The 22,494-nt window shown below is 69.0% G+C and carries 20 protein-coding genes; 9 read left to right on the top strand and 11 right to left on the bottom strand.

The features are described 5' to 3' along the window. Window positions 1-108: 108 nt before the first annotated feature. Window positions 109-885 carry a hypothetical protein gene (locus PQ455_RS12720; protein ID WP_273686457.1) on the bottom strand — a complete coding sequence of 259 codons (777 nt, stop codon included), beginning with the start codon at window positions 883-885 and terminating at the stop codon, window positions 109-111. A 125-nt stretch (window positions 886-1,010) separates the two neighbouring features. Next, complete coding sequence (locus PQ455_RS12725; protein WP_273691369.1) at window positions 1,011-3,053, bottom strand: protein-disulfide reductase DsbD family protein; 2,043 nt, start codon at window positions 3,051-3,053, stop codon at window positions 1,011-1,013. A gap of 78 nt (window positions 3,054-3,131) precedes the next feature. On the opposite strand from PQ455_RS12725, the gene PQ455_RS12730 reads away from it, so the two are divergent. From PQ455_RS12730 to PQ455_RS12740, 3 genes are all read left to right on the top strand, one after another. Further along, window positions 3,132-4,760 (top strand): alkaline phosphatase family protein, encoded by a 1,629-nt coding sequence (locus PQ455_RS12730; RefSeq protein WP_273686458.1) that lies wholly within the window; start codon window positions 3,132-3,134, stop codon window positions 4,758-4,760. A 68-nt stretch (window positions 4,761-4,828) separates the two neighbouring features. After that, window positions 4,829-7,084, top strand: coding sequence for a DNA topoisomerase IV subunit A (gene parC / locus PQ455_RS12735; RefSeq protein ID WP_273686459.1), 2,256 nt, complete (start codon window positions 4,829-4,831; stop codon window positions 7,082-7,084). Window positions 7,085-7,115: 31 nt separating this feature from the next. Next, window positions 7,116-8,840 carry a putative bifunctional diguanylate cyclase/phosphodiesterase gene (locus tag PQ455_RS12740; RefSeq protein WP_273686460.1) on the top strand — a complete coding sequence of 575 codons (1,725 nt, stop codon included), beginning with the start codon at window positions 7,116-7,118 and terminating at the stop codon, window positions 8,838-8,840. A 135-nt stretch (window positions 8,841-8,975) separates the two neighbouring features. On the opposite strand, the gene PQ455_RS12745 is transcribed toward PQ455_RS12740, so the two are convergent. The 3 genes from PQ455_RS12745 to PQ455_RS12755 form a co-directional block, all read right to left on the bottom strand. Next, a complete protein-coding gene (locus tag PQ455_RS12745; protein WP_273686461.1) occupies window positions 8,976-10,184 on the bottom strand; it encodes a CCA tRNA nucleotidyltransferase in 1,209 nt (402 codons plus the stop codon). Between the two features lie 99 nt (window positions 10,185-10,283). Further along, window positions 10,284-10,877: a CoA pyrophosphatase gene (locus tag PQ455_RS12750; protein ID WP_273686462.1), complete on the bottom strand. Its 594-nt coding sequence runs from the start codon at window positions 10,875-10,877 to the stop codon at window positions 10,284-10,286. Next, on the bottom strand, window positions 10,874-11,440 hold the full coding sequence (locus PQ455_RS12755) for a DUF1285 domain-containing protein (RefSeq protein WP_273686463.1): 567 nt from the start codon (window positions 11,438-11,440) through the stop codon (window positions 10,874-10,876). The genes PQ455_RS12750 and PQ455_RS12755 overlap by 4 nt, the downstream gene beginning before the upstream one ends. Window positions 11,441-11,549: 109 nt before the next feature. On the opposite strand from PQ455_RS12755, the gene PQ455_RS12760 reads away from it, so the two are divergent. Continuing rightward, entirely contained in the window at window positions 11,550-12,833 is a 1,284-nt protein-coding gene (locus PQ455_RS12760) for a DUF418 domain-containing protein (protein ID WP_273686464.1), read from the top strand. A 125-nt stretch (window positions 12,834-12,958) separates the two neighbouring features. Then, window positions 12,959-13,738, top strand: a complete 780-nt coding sequence (gene purC, locus PQ455_RS12765) for a phosphoribosylaminoimidazolesuccinocarboxamide synthase (protein ID WP_273686465.1) — start codon at window positions 12,959-12,961, stop codon at window positions 13,736-13,738. Window positions 13,739-13,868: 130 nt separating this feature from the next. On the opposite strand, the gene hisI is transcribed toward purC, so the two are convergent. After that, entirely contained in the window at window positions 13,869-14,231 is a 363-nt protein-coding gene (hisI, locus tag PQ455_RS12770; RefSeq protein ID WP_273686466.1) for a phosphoribosyl-AMP cyclohydrolase, read from the bottom strand. Window positions 14,232-14,327: 96 nt separating this feature from the next. On the opposite strand from hisI, the gene purF reads away from it, so the two are divergent. After that, window positions 14,328-15,791 carry an amidophosphoribosyltransferase gene (gene purF / locus PQ455_RS12775; protein WP_273686469.1) on the top strand — a complete coding sequence of 488 codons (1,464 nt, stop codon included), beginning with the start codon at window positions 14,328-14,330 and terminating at the stop codon, window positions 15,789-15,791. Next, a complete protein-coding gene (locus PQ455_RS12780; protein ID WP_273686471.1) occupies window positions 15,788-16,498 on the top strand; it encodes an SDR family NAD(P)-dependent oxidoreductase in 711 nt (236 codons plus the stop codon). Before purF ends, PQ455_RS12780 begins: the two co-directional genes overlap by 4 nt. 129 nt (window positions 16,499-16,627) lie before the next feature. Here PQ455_RS12780 and PQ455_RS12785 read toward each other — a convergent pair whose 3' ends face one another. The 4 genes from PQ455_RS12785 to petA form a co-directional block, all read right to left on the bottom strand. Beyond that, window positions 16,628-16,801, bottom strand: a complete 174-nt coding sequence (locus PQ455_RS12785; RefSeq protein ID WP_273686473.1) for a hypothetical protein — start codon at window positions 16,799-16,801, stop codon at window positions 16,628-16,630. 380 nt (window positions 16,802-17,181) lie between these two features. Then, window positions 17,182-18,024 (bottom strand): cytochrome c1, encoded by an 843-nt coding sequence (locus tag PQ455_RS12790; protein WP_273686474.1) that lies wholly within the window; start codon window positions 18,022-18,024, stop codon window positions 17,182-17,184. A 21-nt stretch (window positions 18,025-18,045) separates the two neighbouring features. After that, entirely contained in the window at window positions 18,046-19,329 is a 1,284-nt protein-coding gene (locus PQ455_RS12795) for a cytochrome b (RefSeq protein WP_273686475.1), read from the bottom strand. 11 nt (window positions 19,330-19,340) lie between these two features. Next, window positions 19,341-19,934, bottom strand: coding sequence for a ubiquinol-cytochrome c reductase iron-sulfur subunit (petA, locus tag PQ455_RS12800; protein ID WP_273686476.1), 594 nt, complete (start codon window positions 19,932-19,934; stop codon window positions 19,341-19,343). 271 nt (window positions 19,935-20,205) lie between these two features. On the opposite strand from petA, the gene hemF reads away from it, so the two are divergent. Together hemF and PQ455_RS12810 are read left to right on the top strand one after the other, a co-directional pair. Beyond that, window positions 20,206-21,057, top strand: a complete 852-nt coding sequence (hemF, locus tag PQ455_RS12805) for an oxygen-dependent coproporphyrinogen oxidase (RefSeq protein ID WP_273686477.1) — start codon at window positions 20,206-20,208, stop codon at window positions 21,055-21,057. Next, complete coding sequence (locus PQ455_RS12810; RefSeq protein WP_420542785.1) at window positions 21,048-21,668, top strand: GNAT family N-acetyltransferase; 621 nt, start codon at window positions 21,048-21,050, stop codon at window positions 21,666-21,668. The genes hemF and PQ455_RS12810 overlap by 10 nt, the downstream gene beginning before the upstream one ends. On the opposite strand, the gene PQ455_RS12815 is transcribed toward PQ455_RS12810, so the two are convergent. Further along, a complete protein-coding gene (locus PQ455_RS12815; RefSeq protein ID WP_273686479.1) occupies window positions 21,638-22,450 on the bottom strand; it encodes a hypothetical protein in 813 nt (270 codons plus the stop codon). The two genes, PQ455_RS12810 and PQ455_RS12815, sit on opposite strands and share 31 nt — an antisense overlap. Window positions 22,451-22,494: the final 44 nt, after the last annotated feature.

Below are 22,494 nucleotides of genomic sequence, written 5' to 3' on the forward strand. Positions count from 1 at the left end.
TATGTGACCGATCGGTATAGAAGCGCAACCGTAACGATGATGCGCGTGGTCGCGACGCCCAACCTGTGACGGAAAAGCCGCACTTTTCCGTTCATCGTGTGACGGCGATCAGGGGCCGAACGGCGGCGGAGCCGGCGGAAAGGCGAGCGGCGGCACGGCCGCTCCCGGCGAACCGGAGGTGACCGCGCGGTAGACGGCCAGGCCCGGCGCGCTGAAGGCGATCAGGTCGATCGCGATCTGGATGACGAGGATCGTACCCGCCCCCCACAGCCAGGCGCGATGGACGCGGCCGGTGCGGCGGCGATCGGCGATCATGCCGGCGAGCGGGAACAGCATGACCGCCACGAAGACGCCCCACCCCGCCCAGGGGATCATCAGCGGCATCGGCAGCAGACGACCGAGGCCGGGGCCCGTCAGGATCGCCATGCCGCAGAACAGTAGCCGCCGATGCCAGTCGGTCCGCCGCCGCATCGCGATCGCCGCCGCCGTCAGCCCGCCGAAGGCCAGCACGGTCAGCGAGTTCATGAAGAGGAAGTAATTGGGCTGGAAGAAGAAGGGCGCCCCGCCCCGCCGGACCATCATCGCCGTGGTATAGATGCCGACGACGACCACCGCCGCCGCCCAGCCCGCGCCGATCCACCCGAGCCGGCGATGCAGCGCGCTGGAACCGCTCGCCGCCAGCGCCGCCTGCGCCACGAAGAAGAAGGTCCAGCCGAAGAACAGCAGGGCATGGATATGGATCGCCACCGGGACGGCGAACGAGGATCGCCCCATCGCCAGTTGGGTCGAAAAGCCCGCGACGATCACCGCCGCCATCACGATCGCCCCGATCAGGAAGAACCGCGCATCCCCCGCCTGCCGCGCCCGCCCCGCCATCGTCGCCATGGTCGCCCCCATCGCTGTTGCTGGCGGAGGGTATCCGAAACTGTGAGAGGGTCAATCGAGCGTGGCCAATTCCTCGACGTCCGGCCGGATAATGCCGACGTGGGACGGTTCTTTCCGTCGTGGCTTTAGTTGAGACTGGTCAGCGCACCCGGCGTCAGCACCTGCGGCAGCACCTTGGGCTCCCCGCCGCCGGCCGGGTAATAGAGGTAGAGCGGCACGCCCGACCGGCCGTGGCTCGCCAGGAAGCGGCCGATCGTGGCGTCGCCCGAGGTCCAGTCGCCGACCAGCACGGCGACATTCTTCGCCTTGAAGCTGTCGGCCACGTCGGCGCGCTCGATCGAGGTCTTTTCGTTGACCTTGCAGGTGAGGCACCAGTCGGCGGTGAAGTAAGCGAACACCGGCCGCCCCTCGGCGCGGAGGGCGGCGAGGCGGGCTTCGCTGAAGGGTTCGGTGCCCATGGCGACATCGGCCTTCGCGGCCTCGGCGGGCGCCTTGGGGACGATCGCGAGGGCGGCAAGGGCGAGGGCGGCGGCGGGGAGCGCGGGCCACCAGGCGCCGCCTTTGCCGCCTTGCTGGCGCCGGCCGACCCACCACAGGCCCAAGGCGAGCAGCAGCGCGGCGGCGAGGCCCAGGGTCATGCCGTCCACCCCGGCCTGCCGCCCGAGGATCCAGGCGAGACCGACGGCGGTGAGGAACATCGGGATCGACAGGATGTGCCGGAACGTATTCATCCACGCCCCCGGTTTGGGCAGCCGCCGCCGCAGCGCGGGGATGAAGCCGAGCGCGAGGAAGGGCAGCGCGAGGCCCAGCCCCAGCCCGGCGAAGATCGCGATCGCCGCCGCCGCCGGCAGCACCAGCGCCGCGCCGAGCGCCGCGCCCATGAACGGCCCGGTGCAGGGGGTGGCGACGAAGGCCGCCAGCGCGCCGGTCCAGAAGGCGCCGCCCGCGCCGTCCGCCGCCGCGAGCCGGCCGCCGGCGGAGAAAGTCGGCAGCTCGAACAGGCCCGCCAGATTGAGCGCGATGGCGGCGACGAGCAGCAGCAGCACGAGGATCACGCGGGCATCCTGCAACTGGAACGCCCAGCCCGCCGTCGCGCCCGCCGCGCGCAGCGCCAGCAGCGCCCCGCCGAGCGCCACGCAGACGAGAATCACGCCCGCCGCATAGGCCAGCGCCTCGATCCGCGCGCCGCGCTCGCTCTCGCCCTGCCGGACGAGGCTCATCGCCTTCAGGCTCAGGATCGGAAAGACGCAGGGCATGATGTTGAGCAGCAGCCCGCCGAGGATCGCCCCGCCCAGCGCGAGCAGGATGGTGACGGCCATGCCGCCTTCCCCCGCCGCCGCGCCTTCGCCCAGCGGCGTGCCGCCGGCCGGCACCGTGCCCGGCGTGGCGGTCAACTCGAGGCCCTGCCCCTCGCCGACGCGCAGCACGCCGGCGATGGTCTTGAGCGCGGCATCCGGGCCGGCCTTGGTCTCGATCACGAGCCGGTCGCCGTCGCGGGTCGCGGTCTGCGGCGCGGCATAATCGATCGCGCCATCGGTCAGCGGGAAGAAATAGGGGTCGGCGACCGAGGCCGAGGCGGGCAGCGGCACGCTGATACGGATGCGGCCGTTTTCGATCTGGAAGGTGGCGGGGGAGCCCAGCGGCTTGGGCAGCGCGGCACGATAGCCGTCGAACTGCGCGACCGCCGCCGCCGAGGGTGCGCCCGTGCCGACGATCAGGTCGAGCGCCACCTCGGCGCTCGCCGGCACGCAAATCTCCTGCGTGCATTCGAGCCAGTCGACCTTGCCGCGCAGCGGCAGCAACGTCCCCACCGTCAGCGCCCTTGGCAGGGTCAGCGCGATCGGCTGGGCGTAATCGCCTTCATAGACGTAGTTCATCAGGCCGGAGATCAGCAGCGGATGCGGCACCGGATATTGCAGGGGGCCGGCGGTGACGCCCTTCGGCAAAGTCCAGGCGATGCTGGTCTCGACCCCGCTGTCGCCGGGATTCTTCCAGTAACCGTGCCAGCCGGGTTCGGCCTTCATCACGAGCGCGAGGCTGACGGTCGAGCCCGGCGCGGGGGTGGCGTGTTCGGCCACGAGCGTCGGTTTGATGTGCGGCCCGGCCGCCCATGCGGGGGCGAGGCCGAGGATGGCCAGAAAAAGCGTCACAAACCGGAAACAGTGCATCGCCATCCGCTTCATCCAGAGCCTTGAACGTGCCTATATGGCGGCGGCCGGGCAAAGGCCAATTCCTCGGGAGCATCCATGCCGAAACATGCCGTCGCGGGCTTCGCCCTCCTTCTCTCCGGCCCGGCGCTCGCCGCGCCGCCGCCCGCGCCCAAGCTGATCGTGGCGATCGCGGTCGATCAATTCTCGGCCGATCTCTACGGCGAATATCGCGGCGTCTTCACCGATGGGATGAAGCGGCTCGGCAGCGGCGTGGTCTTTCCGCAGGGCTATCAGAGCCATGCCGCGACCGAGACCTGCCCCGGCCATTCGACCATGCTGACGGGATCGCGCCCGGCCCGCACCGGCATCATCGCCAACACCTGGTTCGATCAGTCGATCGCCCGCGCGGACAAGGCGGTCTATTGCGCCGAGGACGAAAGCGCGCCCGGCAGCAGCGCGAAGGATTATGTCGCCTCGGTCGGCCATCTGAAGGTGCCCACTCTGGGTGACCGGATGAAGGTCGTGACACCGGCCAGCCGCGTTGTGGCGGTCGCGGGCAAGGATCGCGCCGCGCTGATGATGGGCGGGCACAACACCGATCAGCTGTGGTTCTGGGCCGGCAAGAGCTTCGTCACCCTGGCCGATCGCACCGCGCCGCCGCCCGCCACCGTCACGCGGGTCAATTCGCTGGTCGAAAACCAGCTCGCCCGCCCGGCGAAGATCGCGCTGCCGCCGGTCTGCGCGGGCCGCAGCGTCGCGGTGCCGCTCGGCGAGCGGAGCGTCGGGACGCTGCCGGAGGTGAAGGCGGGCGATGCCGGCGCCTTCCGCATGTCGCCCAGCTTCGACGCCGACGTGGCGGACCTCGCCATCGGCCTGCTCGACGAGATGAAGCTGGGGCGCGGCGCCGCGACCGATCTGCTCACCGTCTCCTTCTCGGCGACCGATTATGTCGGCCACGGGCGCGGCACCGAGGGGGCGGAAATGTGCACCCAGCTGATCGCGCTCGATCACAGCGTCGGCCGGCTGCTGACCGCGCTCGACAAGAGCGGCGTGCCCTATGTGGTCGAACTGACCGCCGACCATGGCGGCCACGATCTGCCCGAGCGCAACACGGCGCGCGGCATCGCCGACGCCCAGCGGGTCGAACGCGCGCTGGCGCCGAGCGAGCTGGCCAAGGTGCTGGCGGCGGAATTTCCGGCGCTGAAGGACATCAAGCCGCTGCTCTACGGCGACGGGGCGTTCGGCGATTTCTATCTGTCGAAGGCGGTGCCCGCCACGATCCGTCCGCAGGTGCTGTCGTCGCTCCGCGCGAAACTGCTGGCGCACGATCAGGTCGCCGAGGTGCTGACGGCCGAGGAACTGCGCAAGATGGCGATGCCGCAGCCGCCGGTGGACGAATGGTCGCTGGCCGAGCGCGCCCGCGCGTCGTTTGACGCGGACCGGTCGGGCGATCTGGTCGTGCTGCTGAAACCGCACGTCACCCCGATCAGCGATACGAAGGGCTCGGTCGCGACGCACGGCTCGCCGTGGAATTACGACCGGCGCGTGCCGATCCTGTTCTGGTGGCCGGGCGCCACCGCCTTCGAGCAGCCGCTGCCGACCGAGACGGTGGATATCCTGCCGACGCTGGCCGCGCTCATAAAACTGCCGGTGCCGGCCGAGGAAATCGACGGCCATTGCCTCGATCTGGATGCGGGCGCGGGGACGACCTGCCCGGTGAAATGAGGGGTTCCGCAGAGGGGGCGTAGCGCCCCCTCGCCTCGCGCGCGCGGCGCTGCTATCGCACCTGCCAGATGACCGACCCGCTCGACCAGATCGTGGATGCGCCCTTCGATAGCGCGCTATCCGAACGCTACCTCGTCTATGCCATGTCCACCATCACCGCGCGCTCGCTGCCGGATGTGCGGGACGGGCTGAAGCCGGTGCATCGCCGGCTGCTGTGGGGGATGCGGCTGCTGCGGCTCGATCCGGCGGCCGGCTACAAGAAATGCGCCCGCGTCGTCGGCGACGTGATGGGCAAATACCACCCGCACGGCGACGCATCGATCTACGACGCGATGGTGCGGCTCGCCCAGCCCTTCTCGCTGCGTTACCCCCTGGTCGACGGCCAGGGCAATTTCGGCAACGTCGACGGCGATAACGCGGCGGCCATGCGCTATACCGAGGCGCGGCTGACGGCGGCGGCGGGCGAGCTGATGGCGGGGCTCGACGAGGGCACCGTCGCCTTCCGCCCGACCTATAATGGCGAGGAGGAAGAGCCCGAGGTCTTCCCCGGCCTGTTCCCCAATCTGCTGGCCAATGGCGCGAGCGGCATCGCCGTCGGCATGGCGACGTCGATCCCGCCGCACAACGTGGCCGAGCTGGTCGATGCCGCGATCCACCTGATCGACCGGCCCGAGGGCGATCCGCGCGAGCTGATGGCGTTCGTGAAGGGGCCGGACTTTCCGACCGGCGGCTTCGTGGTGGACAGCGCCGCCGCCATCGCCGAGGCCTATGCCACCGGGCGCGGCAGCTTCCGCGTGCGGGCGCGCTGGGCCGAGGAGCGCGAGAAGGGCGGCGGCTGGACCATCGTCGTCACCGAGACGCCCTATCAGGTGCCCAAGGCCAAGCTGATCGAGCAAATTGCCCAGCTGATCGCCGACAAGAAACTCCCGATCCTGGCCGACGTGCGCGACGAGAGCGACGAGGCGATCCGCATCGTGATCGAGCCGCGCAGCCGCACCGTCGACCCCAGGGTGCTGATGGACGGTCTGTTCCGCATGACCGATCTGGAAGTGCGGGTGCCCTTGAACCTCAACGTGCTCGACAAGGATCGCACGCCGGGGGTGATGGGGCTCAAGCAGGCGCTGACGGCGTGGCTGGAGCATCAGTTCGACGTGCTGGTGCGCAAATCGCGCTGGCGGCTGGAGAAGATCGCCGACCGGATCGAACTGCTCGACGGTTACCTTATCACCTACCTCAATCTCGACCGGGTGATCGCGATCATCCGCGAGGAGGACGAGCCCAAGCCGGTGCTGATGGCCGAATTCGACCTGACCGACCGGCAGGCCGAGGCGATCCTCAACATGCGGCTGCGATCGCTCCGCAAGCTGGAGGAGATGGAGCTGCGCAAGGAGCGGGCGAAGCTCGACGAGGAGGGCAAGGGCCTCCAGGCGCTGATCGACAGCCCGGCGCGGCAGCGCACGCGGATGAAGCGCGATCTGGAGAAATTGAGGGAGCGCTACGGCCCGGAGACCCCGCTCGGCCGCCGCCGCACCGACATCGAGGAACAGGGCCTCGCCCGCGAAATCCCGCTGGAGGCGATGATCGAGCGCGAGCCGATCACCGTGATCCTGTCGCAGCGCGGCTGGATTCGCGCGATGTCCGGCCACCGCGATCTCGCCGCCGCAGATACGCTGAAGTTCAAGGAGGGCGACGGCCCCGCCTTCGCCTTCCACGCGCAGACGACCGACAAGGTGCTGATGGCGACCGATACCGGCCGCTTCTACACGCTGGCGGCCGACAAACTGCCCGGCGGGCGCGGGTTCGGCGAGCCGGTGCGGCTGATGGTGGACGTGGAGAATGACGCGCAGGTGATGGCGCTGTGGACGGCCAAGCCCGCGCAGAAGCTGCTGCTGGCGGCATCCGACGGCAAGGGCTTCGTCGCGCTGACCTCCGAACTGCTCGCCGAGACGCGCAAGGGGCGGCAGGTCGTCAACCTCAAGACTGGCATCAAGCTGAAGATCGTCCGGGCCATCGCCGCGCAGGACGATTATATCGCGGCGATCGGCGACAATCGGAAGATGGTGGTGTTCCCGATCGGCGAGCTGCCCGAACTGGCGCGCGGGCAAGGCGCGCAGATCCAGCGCTATCGCGACGGCGGGCTGTCCGACGCGATCAGCTTCCGCCTGTCGGACGGGCTGAGCTGGGCGATGGGCGGCGACAGCGGGCGGACGCGGACCGAGGCCGATCTGGGCCCCTGGCGCGCGGCGCGGGGGGCGGCGGGCCGGATGCCGCCGACCGGATTCCCGCGCGACAACCGCTTCCAGATTGGCCCGGAAAGAGCATGATTTGTTAACCAACTCGTGCGATTAACGTCAAATGCACGCTGCCAAGGCCCAGTGGGACGACCCGACCGGAACGATCGCGACGATCATGCGCGACGTCCCCTCGTCGGCTGACGAGAGTGACTGGGGCCGCCGGCGCCAGCTGCTGCTCGATGCCCTGCCGATCGCATCCGGCATCTTCGAGGCGCGCGAAAACTGCGTCGTCGCCACCGCCACCAACAGCCGGCTCGACAATCTGCTCAACGCCGGGCTCGACGGGGTCGACGCGCACTGGCTGAACCACGCGCTCGAGCATTTCCTCGCCACCGGGGACGAGAGCCTCGAGCTGGAATGGCAGCGCGAGGAAGTCGGCCAGCGCCACTTCACCGTCCGCCTCCACCGCATCGCGCCGACCGACAATACCGCCCGCTGCGTCGCCAGCTTCGTCGATCGCACCGCGCAGGTCGAAACCGAACGCTCGCTCCGCACGGAGATGCTGCACGACAGCCTTACCGGCCTGCCCAACCGCCTCGCCTTCAACGAAGCGGTGGACGAGGCGATCGCCGGGGAAGAGGATAAGGAGGCCTATGCCGTCCTGATCGTCGATCTCAAGCGGTTCAGCCGGATCAACGAATGTATGGGATCGATGGCCGGCGACGAGCTGATCATCACCGTCGCGCGCCGCATGATGGCCAGCCTGCGCGACGGCGACATTCTCGCCCGCCTCGGCGGCAACGAATTCGGCATATTGCTGCGGCTGGGCGACGGCCCCGGCGACGCGCTGCATGCCGCCAAGCGGATTTCGGCCGCGCTCGCCTCGCCGATCCGCCTGTCCGAACTGGAGATCCGCATCGATTGCGCGGTGGGCTGCGCCCTCCTCAGCCGCCAGGTGGCGGGTGCGGGCGATCTGATCCGCAACGCGCAGGTCGCGCTGAAGCGCGCCAAGAATACCGGCAAGGTCGAAGTCTATCAGCCGGGCGAAGTGAACGCCGCGCGCCGCCGCTTCAGCCTGGAAACCCAGCTGCGCCGCGCGATCGACGCCGACGAGCTGAGCCTCCACTTCCAGCCGCTGGTCGATCTCGACAAGGGCGGCATCTCCGGCTTCGAGGCGCTCGCGCGCTGGACGCCGCCGGGTGGCGCGCCGATCTCGCCGGTGGAATTCATCCCCGTGGCCGAGGAATGCGGCCTGATCGTGCCGCTGGGCCGCTGGGTGATGGACGCCGCCGCGCGCACGCTCGCCGATTGGGATCGCCAGCTGGGGGCGCCGAGCGACCTCTATTTCTCGGTCAACGTGTCGGCCGTGCAGCTCCAGCGCGACGATGTGGCGGGCCATGTCGCATCCGTGCTGGCCGATCACCGCATCGCCGGCAGCCGGATCACGCTGGAACTCACCGAAAGCTCGATCATCGCCGATCCCGAGCGCGCCAAGCGCGTGGTGGTGGCCCTGAAGGATCTCGACGCCGCGATCGCAATGGACGATTTCGGGACGGGCTATTCCAGCCTCGCCTTCCTACAGAAGCTGCCGATCGACATCTTGAAGATCGACCGCAGCTTCGTGTCGGGGATGCTGGGCGACCGCGACGCCGTCGCCATCGTCCGCGCCGTACTCAGCCTCGCCGACGCGCTGGGGATGCGGACGACCGCCGAGGGTATCGAGACGGTCGAACTGGCGCAGACCCTGACGGCGCTGGGCTGCACGACGGGCCAGGGCTATTATTGGTCGAAGCCGCTGCCGGCCGACCAGGCGCTGGATTATTATCGGGCACGGCACGTCGGCTGACGAATTGCCGTTCGATCGAAGAGGCTGACCTCACACTTTCCACCCAACCGTTCGTGTCGAGCGAAGTCGAGACACCTGCGCATGGCGCACGTCCCTCGACTTCGCTCGGGACGAACGGCGGAATGGGGAGCCGGCTCAGCCCCGCTCCATCACCGCTCGCACCGCCGCATCGGCGATCTCCGCCTGCCGCGCCTCCCCCGGAAAATCCTCCGCCACCCATATCCGCTCGACCGCCTTCAACGTCGCCGCCACCTGTGGCCCGGCGGTGAGGCCGCGTGCGATCAGGTCGCCGCCGCCGATGGCGAGGCGCGGACGGGTCCAGTCCAGCACCGCCGCCGCGTCCGCCACCGGCCCGTCGCCGAGCAGGATGCGATCAGCCGTGGCGAGGCCGCCGATCTCGAAGGCGGTGTGCAGCGGGCGCGGGGCGACCTCACCCTTCCCCGCCAGCACGAGGCGCTGTTCGATCGCCTTGGACAGTTTCAGCCGCCGCGCGATGCCGGCCGCCGCGTCGGCGGGCACCAGCGCCGCCAGCCGCCGCACCGGATCGCCCGCCACCCCGGCCTCGCCCTCGCGCGCGACCAGCCGCGCCAGCCGGTCGAGCCCCGCGCCGTCGATCTCGGGCAGCACCGGGCGCAGCACCTGCCCCTCCAGCATCAGCCGCACCGCCGGCACCGGATCGGCGACCGCCAGCAGCTTGGTCAATTCCCCCGCGATCCGCTCGCGCGACAGCGCCATCAGGTCGTTGGCCCGCGCGACGCAGGCGTCGTAGGAGGCGGCGTCGGGCGCGCCCCGGCCGAAGCGGGCGTGGAAGCGGAAGAAGCGCAGCAGGCGGAGATGATCCTCGGCGATGCGGGTCAGCGGATCGCCGATGAAGCGGACGAGGCCGGCGGCCAGATCGCCCAGCCCATCGAAATAATCATGCACCGCGCCGGTCAGGGGGTCGGCCGAGAGGGCGTTGATGGTGAAGTCGCGCCGCGCGGCATCCTCCGCCCAGTCGGTGGTGAAGGCCACCGTCGCGCGGCGGCCATCGGTGGTGACGTCGCGGCGGAGCGTGGTGATCTCGGTCGGGTGGCCGCCGGCCGTCGCGGTGACGGTGCCGTGGGCGATCATGGTCGGGGTGCTCCAGTGCGGCAGGCCCGCCGTCTTGAGCCGCGCGACCACCGCCTCGGGCTCCAGCCGGGTCGCGCAGTCGATATCGTCGGGCGCCAGCCCCAGCAACGTATCGCGCACCCAGCCGCCGATATAGCGGGTCGCGCCGTCGCCCGCGTCGAGCGCGGCCATCAGCGCGGCCATCGCGACGGGGTCGCGGGTGGCGGGGGGGACCGGAACCCGATCGCCCCCCATCACCCGTTCGTCCCGAGCGAAGTCGAGGGACGTTCCCCAAGCGGTGCGTCCAGTGGCACGTCCCTCGACTTCGCTCGGGACGAACGGGCTACCTTACTTTCACACATGGCCGAGCCGCATCCCGACATTGCCCAGCATCGCGGCCGTTGCGCCCCACACCCGCCATTCGCGCCACATCATCGCGCGGAAGTGGCGGATCGCGCCCATATGTTCGGCGCTTTCCTCGGTCCAGCTTGCCGGATCGAACAGGGTCGCCAGCGGCACCTCGAAGATGGCATCCACCTCCGCCTCGCGCCGCACCAGCGGCAGATCGGGCGGGACCACGCCGATCACGGGGTGGATCAGGAAGCCGCTGCCGGTGCGATAGGGCTCGATCCGCCCGACCACTTCCACGTCGGTCGCGCGCAGGCCGACTTCCTCCCACGCCTCGCGCAGCGCCGCCGCCTCCAGGCTGGCGTCGGCGGGATCGACCTTGCCGCCGGGCAGCGCCACCTGCCCCGCGTGATCGCGCAGGCCGGCGTGGCGCTGGGTGAGGATCACGCCGGGATCGGGCCGGTCGGTGATCGCCACCAGCACGGCGGCCGCGCGCGGATCGGGCAGATCCTCCAGTTCGGGCAGATCGGCACGATACAGCACCGCCCCCTCGGCCAGCGGCCGCGCGAGCGCCGCGCGCAGGCGATCGGCCAACCTCATGCGGAGAAAGCGAAGAAGGCGCCGGCGCTCCAAAGGCCGGGCGGATCGCCTGCTTCCGCCAGCGCGAGTTCGGCCAGTTCGTAATAGACCGGGCGCGCCAGCAGCGCCTCCAGCCCGCCGCGCACCTCGAGATAGGGCTGCGCGCCCTCGCCCCGATCGTGGAAGCGCAGCGGATGCGCCGGCCCGGCCACCACCAGATCGCCGGTGTTCAGCCGGAACGCCAGCCGCCGCGCCGGCCCCTCGCCCTCGCTCACCACCTCGACCGCGACGAAGGCGGCATCCTCGACCGCGATGTCCAGCTTCTCGACCGGCGTGACCAGCACATGCCGCCCATCCGCCTCGCGCCGCAGGATCGTCGAGAACAGCCGCACCATCGCCGGCCGCCCGATCGGCGAGCCCTCGTGAAACCACGTCCCGTCGCGCGCGATCCGCATCTGGCTGTCGCCGCAATGCGCCGGATTCCATTTCTCCACCGGCGGCAACCGCCGCTCCTCCACCGCGCGCGCGATCTCGGCGAGCGACAGGCTGGCGATCTCTTCGGGCGGGGGGGCGCTCTCGGGCATGGCGATGCCCTATCGGCTTTCCGGGGCGGTGGTAAGGGGGCGGGCGCCGCGCCGCCGGTTGCGATCGCCCCGCGCACGATGCAGGATCGTGCCTTCCGGGGGGATGAGCATGGCGGATCACACGATCGCAAACCGGGCCGCGCCCATCGCGCCGGCCGAGCGGATCGACACGCTCGATGTGCTGCGCGGGGTCGCGATCTGCGGCATCCTGCTGATGAACATTCCGTGGATGGGGTTGAGCTGGAACCTCGGCCATCCGCCCTTCCCCGCCGTGCCCGATCGCGACTGGATCGCTTATTCTGTGCAGTCGCTGCTGTTCGAGGGGACGATGCGCGGGCTCTTCACGCTGCTGTTCGGCGCGGGGATGCTGCTGATGCTGCGGCGGGTGGAGGTGGACGGGCTGGCCGCGCCGGTCGAGGCGTGGGTGCGGCGCTGTTGCGCGCTGCTGCTGCTCGCGATCGTGCAGTTCGGATTGCTGCTGTGGCCGGGCGAAATCCTGTTCAACTACGGCATCACCGGCCTCTTCCTGCTGCCGTTCCGCCGCATCCGCCCGCGCTGGCTGATCGCCATCGCCGCGTGCCTGCTGACGCTCCATGCCGTGCATGACGGGATCGACAGCGCGCATGAGGCGGCGGTCGTCCGCGCCGGGGATGCCGCGCTGGCCGCGCCGCTGCCCCGCAGCCCCCAGCAGGAGCGCCGCATCATCGCGCGCGCCGAAGTCCTCTCCGGCATCGAGCCCACCGCCGAATCGCTGGCCGAGGAGCGCGAGCAGCGGCTGCATTTCCCCTCGGTCTGGCGGTGGAGCGTCGAGAATTGGGCCTATTACAATGTCGAGTTCAATGCCTGGCCGTCGATCCTGGAATCGCTCGGCTTCATGCTGGTCGGCATGGCGCTGTTCCGCGCCGGCATCCTCACCGGGCAGCGGCGAACGGGCTTCTACGCGGGGCTGGCGGCGGGCGGCTATGCCATCGGGCTGGCGCTGCGCGGCGTGGCGCTGTGGCTCGACTGGCGCGCGGGCTTCCATATCGATCCGACCGCGACGACCTATCACGGCATCGTCTATGAGCCCGCGCGGCTGGCGATGACGATCGGCAATGTCGGCGCGGTGATCGCCTTGCTCAAGGCCGGGTGGATCGGCCGCGCGGCGCCGTTGAAGGCGTTGGGGCGGATGGCGCTTACCACCTACCTCCTCCAGTCGCTCGTCACCGCGATCCTCTTCTACGCGCTGGGCTATTACGAGGCGTTCGGCTTCGCCACGCTGATGGGCGTCGCGGCGCTGATCTGGGTCGTGACGGCGGCCTTCGCCATGTGGTGGCTGAGGCGGCACGCGATGGGGCCGGTCGAACGGCTGCTGCGGATCATGGCCTATGGCCGCCCGGCGGTGGCGGGCTGAAGTCCGTTGCAAATTGCGCGGGCGGGGGGTTTCCGCTAAGGCGCCCGCTCCCGCCTCGGCCGCGCGTCACCCGCTGACGCTGCGGCCGGGGCGCCTCTCTTTAGCAGCCTCCCGAAGGAGAGCCGATGACCCGCCGCCGCCAGATCTACGAGGGCAAGGCCAAGATCCTCTACGAGGGCCCCGAGCCCGGCACCCTGATCCAATATTTCAAGGACGACGCCACCGCGTTCAACGCCCAGAAGAAGGGCACGATCTCCGGCAAGGGGGTACTGAACAACCGCATCTCCGAGCATCTCTATACGCTGCTCGGCCATATCGGCATCCCGACGCACTTCATCCGGCGGCTCAACATGCGCGAGCAGCTGATCCGCCAGTGCGAGATCGTGCCGATCGAGGTGGTGATACGCAACGTCGCCGCCGGCTCGATCGTCAAGCGCCTCGGCATCGAGGAAGGCACCCAGCTGCCGCGCACGATCATCGAATATTATTACAAGGACGATGCGCTGGGCGACCCGATGGTGGCCGACGAGCATATCGCCTGCTTCGGCTGGGCCAGCCAGGAGGAGATGCACGACATTTCCGACATGGCGATCCGGGTGAACGACTTCCTGTGCGGCCTGTTCGCGGCGGTCGGCATCAGGCTGGTCGATTTCAAGCTGGAGTTCGGCCGGGTGTGGGAGAATGATTATTCCCGCCTGATCCTGGCCGACGAGATCAGCCCCGACGGCTGCCGCCTGTGGGACATGGCCACCAACGAAAAGCTCGACAAGGATCGCTTCCGCCAGGACCTGGGCGGCGAGGTCGAGGCCTATCAGGAGATCGCGCGTCGGCTGGGCCTGTTGCCGGAGGGCGCGGATACGACGGTGCTCGATCTGGAGAAGCATCGGAAGAACCGGGGGAAGTAAGGCCGATCCGCGATATATACGTCGCCCCGGCGCAGGCCGGGGCCTCGTCAGGCTTGGGGCGACGGCGGTGGCCACCTCCCGAGACCCCAGCCTTCGCTGGGGTGACGGTCCCTTTTGTCGGTACGACGCCTTATGCGTCCCGCACCAGGGCCCCGCCCTCGATCCGCCGGTAGAAGCAGCTCCGCTCGCCGGTGTGGCAGGCCGGGCCGGCCGGTTCGCAGCGGAGCCAGAGCGCGTCCTGGTCGCAATCGATCCGCATCTCGACGACGCGCATCACATGGCCGGACGTCTCGCCCTTCTTCCACAGCCGCCCGCGCGAGCGGGAGAAGAAGGTGGCTTCGCCGCTGGCGATCGTCGCCTCCAGCGCCTCGGCGTTCATGTGGGCGAGCATAAGGACTTCGCCGCTCGCATGATCGGTCACCACCGCCGTGACCAGCCCGGCGGCGTCCCATTTGGGCATCAAACGCGTGCCCTGCTCCCGATCCGAATCCATCGATCGCGCCTAAGCGGCACGGCCCCTACGATCAAGGCGCGACAAATCGATGACGCGCCCCTATATGGCCGCTGACTCGAGGCACCTGGGGGCCAGATGCTCACCACACATCCGTTCGACGACGACAAGCTGCGCGAAGAGTGCGGCGTTTTTGGCATCTGGAACGCGGAGGCCGCCTCCGCGATGGTGGCGCTGGGTCTCCACGCCCTCCAGCATCGCGGGCAGGAGGCCGCCGGCATCACGAGCTGGGATGGCCACCAGTTCCACACCCATCGCGCGATGGGCCATGTCGCGGGCAATTTCGACCGCGACGACGTGATCCGCAAGCTGCCCGGCAATGTCGCCTGCGGCCATGTCCGCTATTCGACGGCGGGCGAGACGGCGCTGCGCAACGTGCAGCCGCTGTTCGCCGAACTGTCCTCCGGCGGCTTCGCGATCGCGCATAACGGCAATCTTTCCAACGCGATCAAGCTGCGCCGCGAGCTGGTACGCCGGGGTTCGATCTTCCAGTCGACCAGCGACACCGAGACGATCATCCATTTGGTCGCGACATCCGCCTATCGCACCCTGCTCGATCGCTTCATCGATGCGCTCAAGCGGATCGAGGGGGCCTATTCGCTGGTGGTGATGACGCCGGAGGGCATGATCGCCTGCCGCGATCCGCTGGGCATCCGCCCGCTCGTGATGGGCAAGCTGGGCGACACGACGATCTTCTCCTCCGAAACCGTCGGCCTCGACGTGGTCGGCGCGCATTTCGTGCGCGAGGTGGAGCCGGGCGAGCTGATCGTGATCTCCGAAGGCGCGATGCGCTCGATCCGGCCGTTCGCCGAGGTGAACCCCCGCCCCTGCATCTTCGAGCATGTCTATTTCTCGCGGCCGGATTCGGTGTCGGGCGGCACGTCTGTCTATTCGGTCCGCAAGGCGATCGGCGCGGAGCTGGCGCGCGAGAGCCCGGCCGAGGCCGATCTGGTCATCCCGGTGCCCGATTCGGGCGTGCCGGCGGCGATCGGCTATGCGCAGGAGAGCGGGATTCCGTTCGAGCTGGGCATCATCCGATCGCATTATGTCGGCCGCACCTTCATCCAGCCGGGCGATCAGGTGCGCCATCTGGGCGTGAAGCTGAAGCACAACGCCAATCGCGCGCTCATCACCGGCAAGAAGATCATCCTGATCGACGATTCGATCGTGCGCGGCACGACCAGCGTGAAGATCGTCCAGATGATGCGCGATGCCGGCGCGGCCGAGGTCCACATGCGGATCGCCAGCCCGCCGACGCGGCACAGCTGCTTCTACGGGGTCGATACGCCCGAGCGCGCCAAGCTGCTCGCCGCGCAGATGACGGTGGAGGACATGGCCCGCTACATCAACGCCGACAGCCTGGCCTTCGTGTCGGTCGACGGCCTCTATCGCGCGCTGGGCGAGCCGGGGCGCAACCCCGAGCGGCCGGCGCATTGCGACGCCTGCTTCACCGGCGACTACCCGACGCACCTGACCGACCATGAGGAGCTTTCGCCCCCGATCGACCAGTTCGCGCTGACCGCCGAGCGGTTCGTCGCGTGAGCGGTCGGCTGGACGGCAAGCTCGCCCTCGTCACCGGGGCGAGCCGGGGGATCGGTGCCGCGACCGCGAAGGCGCTGGCGCAGGACGGCGCCCACGTCATCCTCACCGCGCGCACGGCGGGCGGGCTGGAGGAGGTGGAGGATGCGATCCACAAGGCCGGCGGCAGCGCCACGATCGCCCCGCTCGACCTGATCGACGGCGATTCGATCGGCCGGCTGGCCGCCGCGATCGGCAGCCGCTGGGAAGCGCTCGACATCCTGGTGCTGAACGGCGCGATGCTGGGCTCGCTCTCGCCCGTTCCGGCGATCGACGCCAAGGAATTCGGCCGCGTGCTGACGCTCAACGTGGGCGCGCAGCAGGCGATGATCGCCGCGTTCGATCCGATGCTGCGCATGAGCGCCGCGCCGCGCCTGATCGGCCTCACCTCCAGCGTCGGCGCCGCCCCGCGCGCCTATTGGGGCGCCTATGGCGCATCCAAGGCGGCGTTCGACAATCTGCTGCTCACCTATGCCGACGAGATGGCCGAACTGACGCCCTTGCGGGTGGCCATCGTCGATCCGGGTGCCACGGCGACGCGGATGCGCGAGCTGGCGTTTCCGGGCGAGGATCAGGCGACGCTGAAATCGCCGGACGTGGTGGGCGAGGCGATCGCCCGGCTGGCGGGGACGGATTACCCGACCGGCCATCGCTATCGGGTGGATGGCTGAGCGGCCAACGGGGCGTTCCGCGACGCGACCGGTCGGGCCGAGCGTGGCGCTATCTGATCGGGCGGTTCCTTCGGGCCGGCCGCTGCCCGCCGCAGCGCCGCCCCGCCGACTTCAAACCCCGATGCCGCCCTAGAGCGGCAGGCCGAGCAGCAGCGCGTTGCCCAGCATCACGGCGGCGCAGACCAGCATCAGGATGCCGCGCTTGCGGTCCTCCGGGCGGCGCGCGGCCGCGACCCCGCCGAGCGTCATCAGGATGGCGCCGATCACGAGTAGCGAGGGGATCAGCGGGGGGACGCCGGGCATGTGCGATTCCTTTCTCGTCGATTGGGAGTGGCGGAGCGGCCGTTGGGCGACCGCGCTGCCCCATCCAACCCATCCGCAGTGCCTAACCCATCTTCGCCATCCCCGCGAAGGCGGCGATCCATGGCTCTCTCCATCCGCCACGGCGGCCCGGGAGGATGGAGCCATAGGCCCCGCCTTCGCGGCGGCGACGGGTGGGTATCAGTCCAAGGTTGTGCTCCTGCGGAGACAGGAGCCTTAGGCGGCAATCGCTGCGCCCCGTAACCCTGGGCTCCTGCCTTCGCGGGAGCACGCGCTCAAGGCGAGGCCATCCCGCCCAAACGAAAAGGGCGGAAGCAGCTTCAAGCCGCCCCCGCCCCGATCCCGTCCGGCGTTGCCGCCGATCAGTGCTTCTTGCCGGCCCAGATATTCTTGTAGGCGCCGAAGGCGAGGCCCGTGGCGATCAGCAGGAAGATCACGACCGCGATGCCGGTGCGGCGGCGCGTTTCGAGCTTGGGCTCGGCGGTCCATTCGAGGAACGCGGCGACGTCCTCGGCCATCTGGGGCACGGTGGCCTTGGTGCCGTCCGAATAGGTCACCTGGCCCTCGGCCACCAGCGGCGGCGGCATGGCGATGTTGAGGTTGGCGAAATAGGGGTTGTAGTGCAGCCCCGCCGGCGTCTTGGCATCCGGGAACTTCGCGAGAAGCTCGGCCGGCTGCGGGCCATAGCCCGACAGCAGCGACGCGATATAGGCCGGGCCGTCCTCACGCGCCTTGGCCATCAGCGACAGGTCCGGCGGCAGCGCGTTGTTGTTCGCGGCGCGCGCGGCGACTTCGTTCGGGTAGGGCGTCGGGATGCGATCCGACGGCAGGCTCTTGCGGGTCGCCGCCTCGCCCGTGTCGGGGTTCACCGACGGGGTCTCGGTCGCCCACTGGGTGGCGATCGCCTTCACCTCGGGCTTGGTGAAACCGATCTCCTCCAGGTCGCGGAAGGCGACGAGGTGGGCCGAGTGGCAGGCCGAGCAGACTTCCTTGTAGACCTGGAAGCCGCGCTGGAGCTGCCGGCGATCGAACTTGCCGATGACCGGGTTGTTGAAGGAGAAGTGGATCTCCCGCGGATGCTTGTGGAACTCGTGGGTCGCGCTTTCCACCGCCGCTTCGCGCGGCATGAGGAAGGCGATCACGAGGGCCGACACGAAGCCGAGGCCGACCAGATATTTGATCGCCGGAGCGAAGATGCGGAGCATGGTCTGTCTGTCCCCCGAGGATCAGGCCGGCGTGCCGACGGGCGCGACTTCACCATGCTTCGCCAACACAGCCTCGGTGATCGAGTTGGGCAGCGGCAGGGTCTTTTCGAAGCGCGCGATCAGCGGAACGATGATGAGGAAGTGGGCGAAATAATAAGCCGCGGCGAACTGGCCGATGCGGACATAGGGCTCTTCCGCCGGGCTCCTGCCGATCCAGCCCAGCACCAGCACGTCCAGCATCAGCACCCAGAAGGCGATGCGGTAGGCCGGACGATATTTGGCCGAGCGGATCGGCGACTTGTCGATCCAGGGCAGGAAGAACAGAAGCGCGATCGCCCCGAACATCGCGATGACGCCCCACAGCTTGGCCGGCACCCAGAACCAGTTGACGGTGAAGGCGCGCAGGATCGCGTAGAACGGCCAGAAATACCATTCGGGCACGATGTGCGCCGGCGTCGAGAGCGGGTTCGCCGCGATATAATTGTCCGGATGGCCCAGCGCGTTCGGCGCGAAGAACAGCAGGAGCGAGAAGCACACCAGGAACACGCCCAGGCCGAAGCCGTCCTTGGCGGTGTAATAAGGATGGAACGGCACCGTATCCTGCGGGCCCTTCACGTCCACGCCGGTCGGGTTGTTGGAACCCGGAATGTGCAGCGCCCAGATGTGCAGGATAATGACGCCCGCGATCACGAACGGCAGCAGATAGTGGAGCGAGAAGAAGCGGTTGAGCGCGGCATTGTCCGGCGCGAAGCCGCCCAACAGCCACTGGCGCACCGGCTCGCCGACGACGGGTATCGCCGAGAAGAAGCCGGTGATGACCTGCGCGCCCCAGAAGCTCATCTGGCCCCACGGCAGCACGTAGCCCATGAAGGCGGTGGCCATCATCAGCAGGAAGATCACCACGCCGAGCAGCCACACCATCTCGCGCGGGGCCTTGTACGATCCGTAATAGAGGCCGCGGAAGATGTGCAGATAGACGACGATGAAGAAGAAGCTCGCGCCGTTCATGTGCGCGTAGCGGATCAGCCAGCCCGAATTGACGTCGCGCATGATATGCTCAACGCTCTCGAAGGCGACCAGGCCGTTGGCGGCATAATGCATCGCCAGGATGATGCCGGTCAGGATCTGGATGCCGAGCGCGGCCCCGGCGAGGACGCCGAAGTTCCACATGTAATTCAGGTTGCGCGGAACCGGGTAACCGGCGCCGACGGCGTTGTAGACGAGGCGCGGCACGGGCAGCTTCTCGTCGATCCAGCGCGTCAGCGGGTGCTTCGGCGCGTAATTCTCAGCCCAGGGAAAGCTCATCTTGGTCTACCTCAGCCGATCTGCACGACGGTGTCGGACTTGAACGAATATTCCGGCACGACGAGGTTGGTCGGCGCGGGGCCCTTACGGATGCGGGCGGCGGTGTCGTAGACCGAGCCGTGGCACGGGCAGAAATAGCCGCCGAACTCGCCCTTGATCTCGCCCTCGCCGGCGCCCAGCGGCACGCAGCCGAGGTGGGTGCACACGCCCAGCGTGATGAGCCAGTTCTTCTTGCCGGGCTTGGTGCGATCGGCCAGCGACTGCGGATCGCGCAGCGAGGCGACGGGCACCGCGTCGGCCGACTTGATCTCGGCGGGCGTCAGGTTGCGCAGGAAGACGGGCTGCTTGCGCCACATCGTCTTGATAGCCTGGCCGGGCGCGATCTTCGAAATGTCTACCTCGATCGAGGCGAGCGCGAGCACGTCGGCCGAGGGGTTCATCTGGTTGACCAGCGGAATCACCACCGCCGCCGCGCCGACGCCGGCGAAGCTGACGGCCGCGATGTTCAGGAAATCCCGGCGGCGCGGGCCCTGCCCGTCTTCCTCGGGTCCACCGATCACCGGCGGACGCTGATTCGGATCTTCGACGTATTCGGCCGTCGCCATCTAAACCGACCCCCATAAGCTCTTATAAGACGACGCCGGCCCGACTATCTTGTCGTCGATCAGGCGCCGTTCAGCCGCATCCTTACAGACGCGGCCGATTGGGCTGATAGCGTCGGCTTGTGCCGATTGCCAATATCTATCTTGCCGCTTTGCGGCATTGCGAGACGTTCGCAATAAAGCACGGGGATTCGCGAACTATCGGGCGGCGCTTGAATGTGCGGCCGGTGCGGTGCATCGGCGCCGCGACCCGTATCCGCGAAGAAGGCCGGCCATGATCTCTCTCGACCCGCAGCAACAGTCCGCGCGCGACTGGTTCGAGGGGCTGCGCACCCGCATCTGCGCGGCCTTCGAGGCGATCGAGCGCGAGGCCGACAGCGACGCCGCCTTCACCTTCACGCCGTGGGACCGGGTGGACGAGAGCGCCGGGCCCGAGGGCGGCGGGGGCGGCGTGCAGGGGCTGTTGAGGGGCCGGGTGTTCGAGAAGGTCGGCGTCAACGTCTCGACCGTGGGCGGGCGATTCTCCCCGGAATTCGCCAGATCGATCAATGGGGCCGGCGATGACCCGCGCTTCTTCGCGACCGGCATCAGCCTCGTCGCGCACATGGCCAATCCGCATGTGCCCGCCGTCCACATGAACACGCGCTACCTGCGGACGACCAAGAGCTGGTTCGGCGGCGGCGCCGATCTCAACCCGCCCCTGCCCCAGCCACAGGATACCGACGATTTCCACGCCGCCTTCCGCGCCGCCTGCGAGGCGCATGGCCAGGTCGCGGACTATCCGAAGTTCAAGAAATGGGCCGACGATTATTTCTGGATTCCGCACCGCAACGTGCATCGCGGGGTCGGCGGCATCTTCTACGATCATCTCGAAAGCGATTTCGAGCCGACCTTCGCCTTCACCCGCTCGGTCGGCGAGGCGTTCCTCGATATCTTCCCGGCGATCGTTCGTCGCCGCATGAGCATGGCCGCGAGCGAGGCCGACCGGGCGGCGATGCTCGCCTATCGGGGCCGCTACGCCGAATTCAATCTCGTCTACGATCGCGGCACGTCCTTCGGTCTCAAGACCGGCGGCAATGTCGATGCGATCCTGATGAGCCTGCCGCCGGTCGCGACATGGGCGTGACGGGCGGCGCCATCGGCCAGCCCGGCCTCGACGACATCCCCGGCGATCTGCTGGCGGCGGTCGTCACCTTCCTCGAGCGGACCGAGAAGCCCCGGCCCGCGCCGATGCCCGCCTCGCCGCTGCGGCTGAAGCGGTGGAACCCTTCCGCCGAAGCCTATCGCACCCTCTTCCGCCGGGTCGGCGCGCCGTGGCTGTGGTTCTCGCGGCTGGCGATGAAGGACGAGACGCTGGAGGCGATCCTCACCGCCCCCACCACCGAAATCTACGCCGCCTGCGATCGGCAGGGCATCGAACTGGGGTTGCTGGAGCTGGATTTCCGGCCGGGCGGCGAGACCAATCTGGCTTTCTTCGGCCTCGTTCCCGAACTGGCGGGCAAGGGGCTGGGCCGCTGGCTGATGGCCAATGCCTTCGCGCTGGGCTGGCGCGCCGATACGGTGAAGATGAGCGTCCACACCTGCTCGCTCGATCATCCGAAGGCGCTCGGCTTCTATCGGGCGCAGGGTTTTGTGGCCTACAAGCGCGCGATCGAACGCTTTCCCGATCCACGCGTGCTGGGTCTCCTGCCGCGCGACATGGCGCCTCAGATTCCCCTGCTCGCCCCGGAGAGCTGACGATAGATCTGGGCGACGATCAGCACGAGCGCCGCATTGGCGACCGCGCCCAAGGTCGCCGCCAGCAGGCCGGCCACCGCCTCGGCCAGCCCCACCGCGCCCATCATCCGGCCGAGCAGGATCAGCACCGATCCCACGGCGGTGACGATCGCGATGTTGACGATCCACGTCGTCAGGAAGAACAGCGCGAGGAAGCCGAGCAGCCGCCAGAAATGGCCCGCCGTCAGCCGCCACGTCGCCCGCAGCGCCGCCACCGGGCCGACCGGGCGATCGACCATCAGCGGCAGCAGCGGCGCCATCCGCGCGATCACCACCAGCATGCCGATGAAGCCGATCGCCATCAGCGCCGCGCTCAGGCTGCGCACCGGCAGCGCCGCGAGCGCGACCCCGGCGATGATCGAGAAGATCAGGAAGGCCAGCATCCAGCCGAAGAACAACAGCAGCCCCGCGCCGATGATCGCGGGCAGCCGTCGCGCCGCCAGCCGCATCGCATCCTGCACCGTGGCGCGCGGCACCACCGCCAGCGCCGTCAGCACCATGCCGCCGAACACGCTGACCAAGAGCGCCAGGAAGGCGACCAGCACCAGCCCGGCGGGGATCTGCGCGGCGCCGGCCGAAAGCATGTCGAGCCGCAATTTCTCCGGCCAGACGAGGTTGACCAGCAGCGCCGGCACCAGCTGGAACGCCAGCGTGACCGGCACGACCAGCCACTGTTCGGAGCGGCCGAAATTCCGCGCGGCGGTCAACGCCTGCTCGATCGACAATCTGGGGGAAAGCGCCATCGCCCCCGCATATCGCGACTTGCGCCCCCGCTTGCAACCGGCGC

The organism is Sphingomonas naphthae, assembly GCF_028607085.1.
Classification (GTDB): Bacteria; Pseudomonadota; Alphaproteobacteria; order Sphingomonadales; family Sphingomonadaceae; genus Sphingomonas_Q; species Sphingomonas_Q naphthae.

Coding starts and splice junctions, on each gene's coding strand:
- PQ455_RS12725 (WP_273691369.1), bottom strand. CDS start 3,053: ATGCACTGTTTCCGGTTTGTGACGCTTTTTCTGGCCATCCTCGGCCTC.
- PQ455_RS12785 (WP_273686473.1), bottom strand. CDS start 16,801: ATGCCCGGCGTCCCCCCGCTGATCCCCTCGCTACTCGTGATCGGCGCC.
- PQ455_RS12755 (WP_273686463.1), bottom strand. CDS start 11,440: ATGCCCGAGAGCGCCCCCCCGCCCGAAGAGATCGCCAGCCTGTCGCTC.
- PQ455_RS12750 (WP_273686462.1), bottom strand. CDS start 10,877: ATGAGGTTGGCCGATCGCCTGCGCGCGGCGCTCGCGCGGCCGCTGGCC.
- hisI (WP_273686466.1), bottom strand. CDS start 14,231: ATGGATTCGGATCGGGAGCAGGGCACGCGTTTGATGCCCAAATGGGAC.
- parC (WP_273686459.1), top strand. CDS start 4,829: ATGACCGACCCGCTCGACCAGATCGTGGATGCGCCCTTCGATAGCGCG.
- PQ455_RS12815 (WP_273686479.1), bottom strand. CDS start 22,450: ATGGCGCTTTCCCCCAGATTGTCGATCGAGCAGGCGTTGACCGCCGCG.
- hemF (WP_273686477.1), top strand. CDS start 20,206: ATGATCTCTCTCGACCCGCAGCAACAGTCCGCGCGCGACTGGTTCGAG.
- PQ455_RS12720 (WP_273686457.1), bottom strand. CDS start 885: ATGGCGACGATGGCGGGGCGGGCGCGGCAGGCGGGGGATGCGCGGTTC.
- PQ455_RS12790 (WP_273686474.1), bottom strand. CDS start 18,024: ATGCTCCGCATCTTCGCTCCGGCGATCAAATATCTGGTCGGCCTCGGC.
- purF (WP_273686469.1), top strand. CDS start 14,328: ATGCTCACCACACATCCGTTCGACGACGACAAGCTGCGCGAAGAGTGC.
- PQ455_RS12810 (WP_420542785.1), top strand. CDS start 21,048: ATGGGCGTGACGGGCGGCGCCATCGGCCAGCCCGGCCTCGACGACATC.
- PQ455_RS12795 (WP_273686475.1), bottom strand. CDS start 19,329: ATGAGCTTTCCCTGGGCTGAGAATTACGCGCCGAAGCACCCGCTGACG.
- PQ455_RS12760 (WP_273686464.1), top strand. CDS start 11,550: ATGGCGGATCACACGATCGCAAACCGGGCCGCGCCCATCGCGCCGGCC.
- purC (WP_273686465.1), top strand. CDS start 12,959: ATGACCCGCCGCCGCCAGATCTACGAGGGCAAGGCCAAGATCCTCTAC.
- PQ455_RS12730 (WP_273686458.1), top strand. CDS start 3,132: ATGCCGAAACATGCCGTCGCGGGCTTCGCCCTCCTTCTCTCCGGCCCG.
- PQ455_RS12740 (WP_273686460.1), top strand. CDS start 7,116: ATGCACGCTGCCAAGGCCCAGTGGGACGACCCGACCGGAACGATCGCG.
- PQ455_RS12745 (WP_273686461.1), bottom strand. CDS start 10,184: ATGGGGGGCGATCGGGTTCCGGTCCCCCCCGCCACCCGCGACCCCGTC.
- petA (WP_273686476.1), bottom strand. CDS start 19,934: ATGGCGACGGCCGAATACGTCGAAGATCCGAATCAGCGTCCGCCGGTG.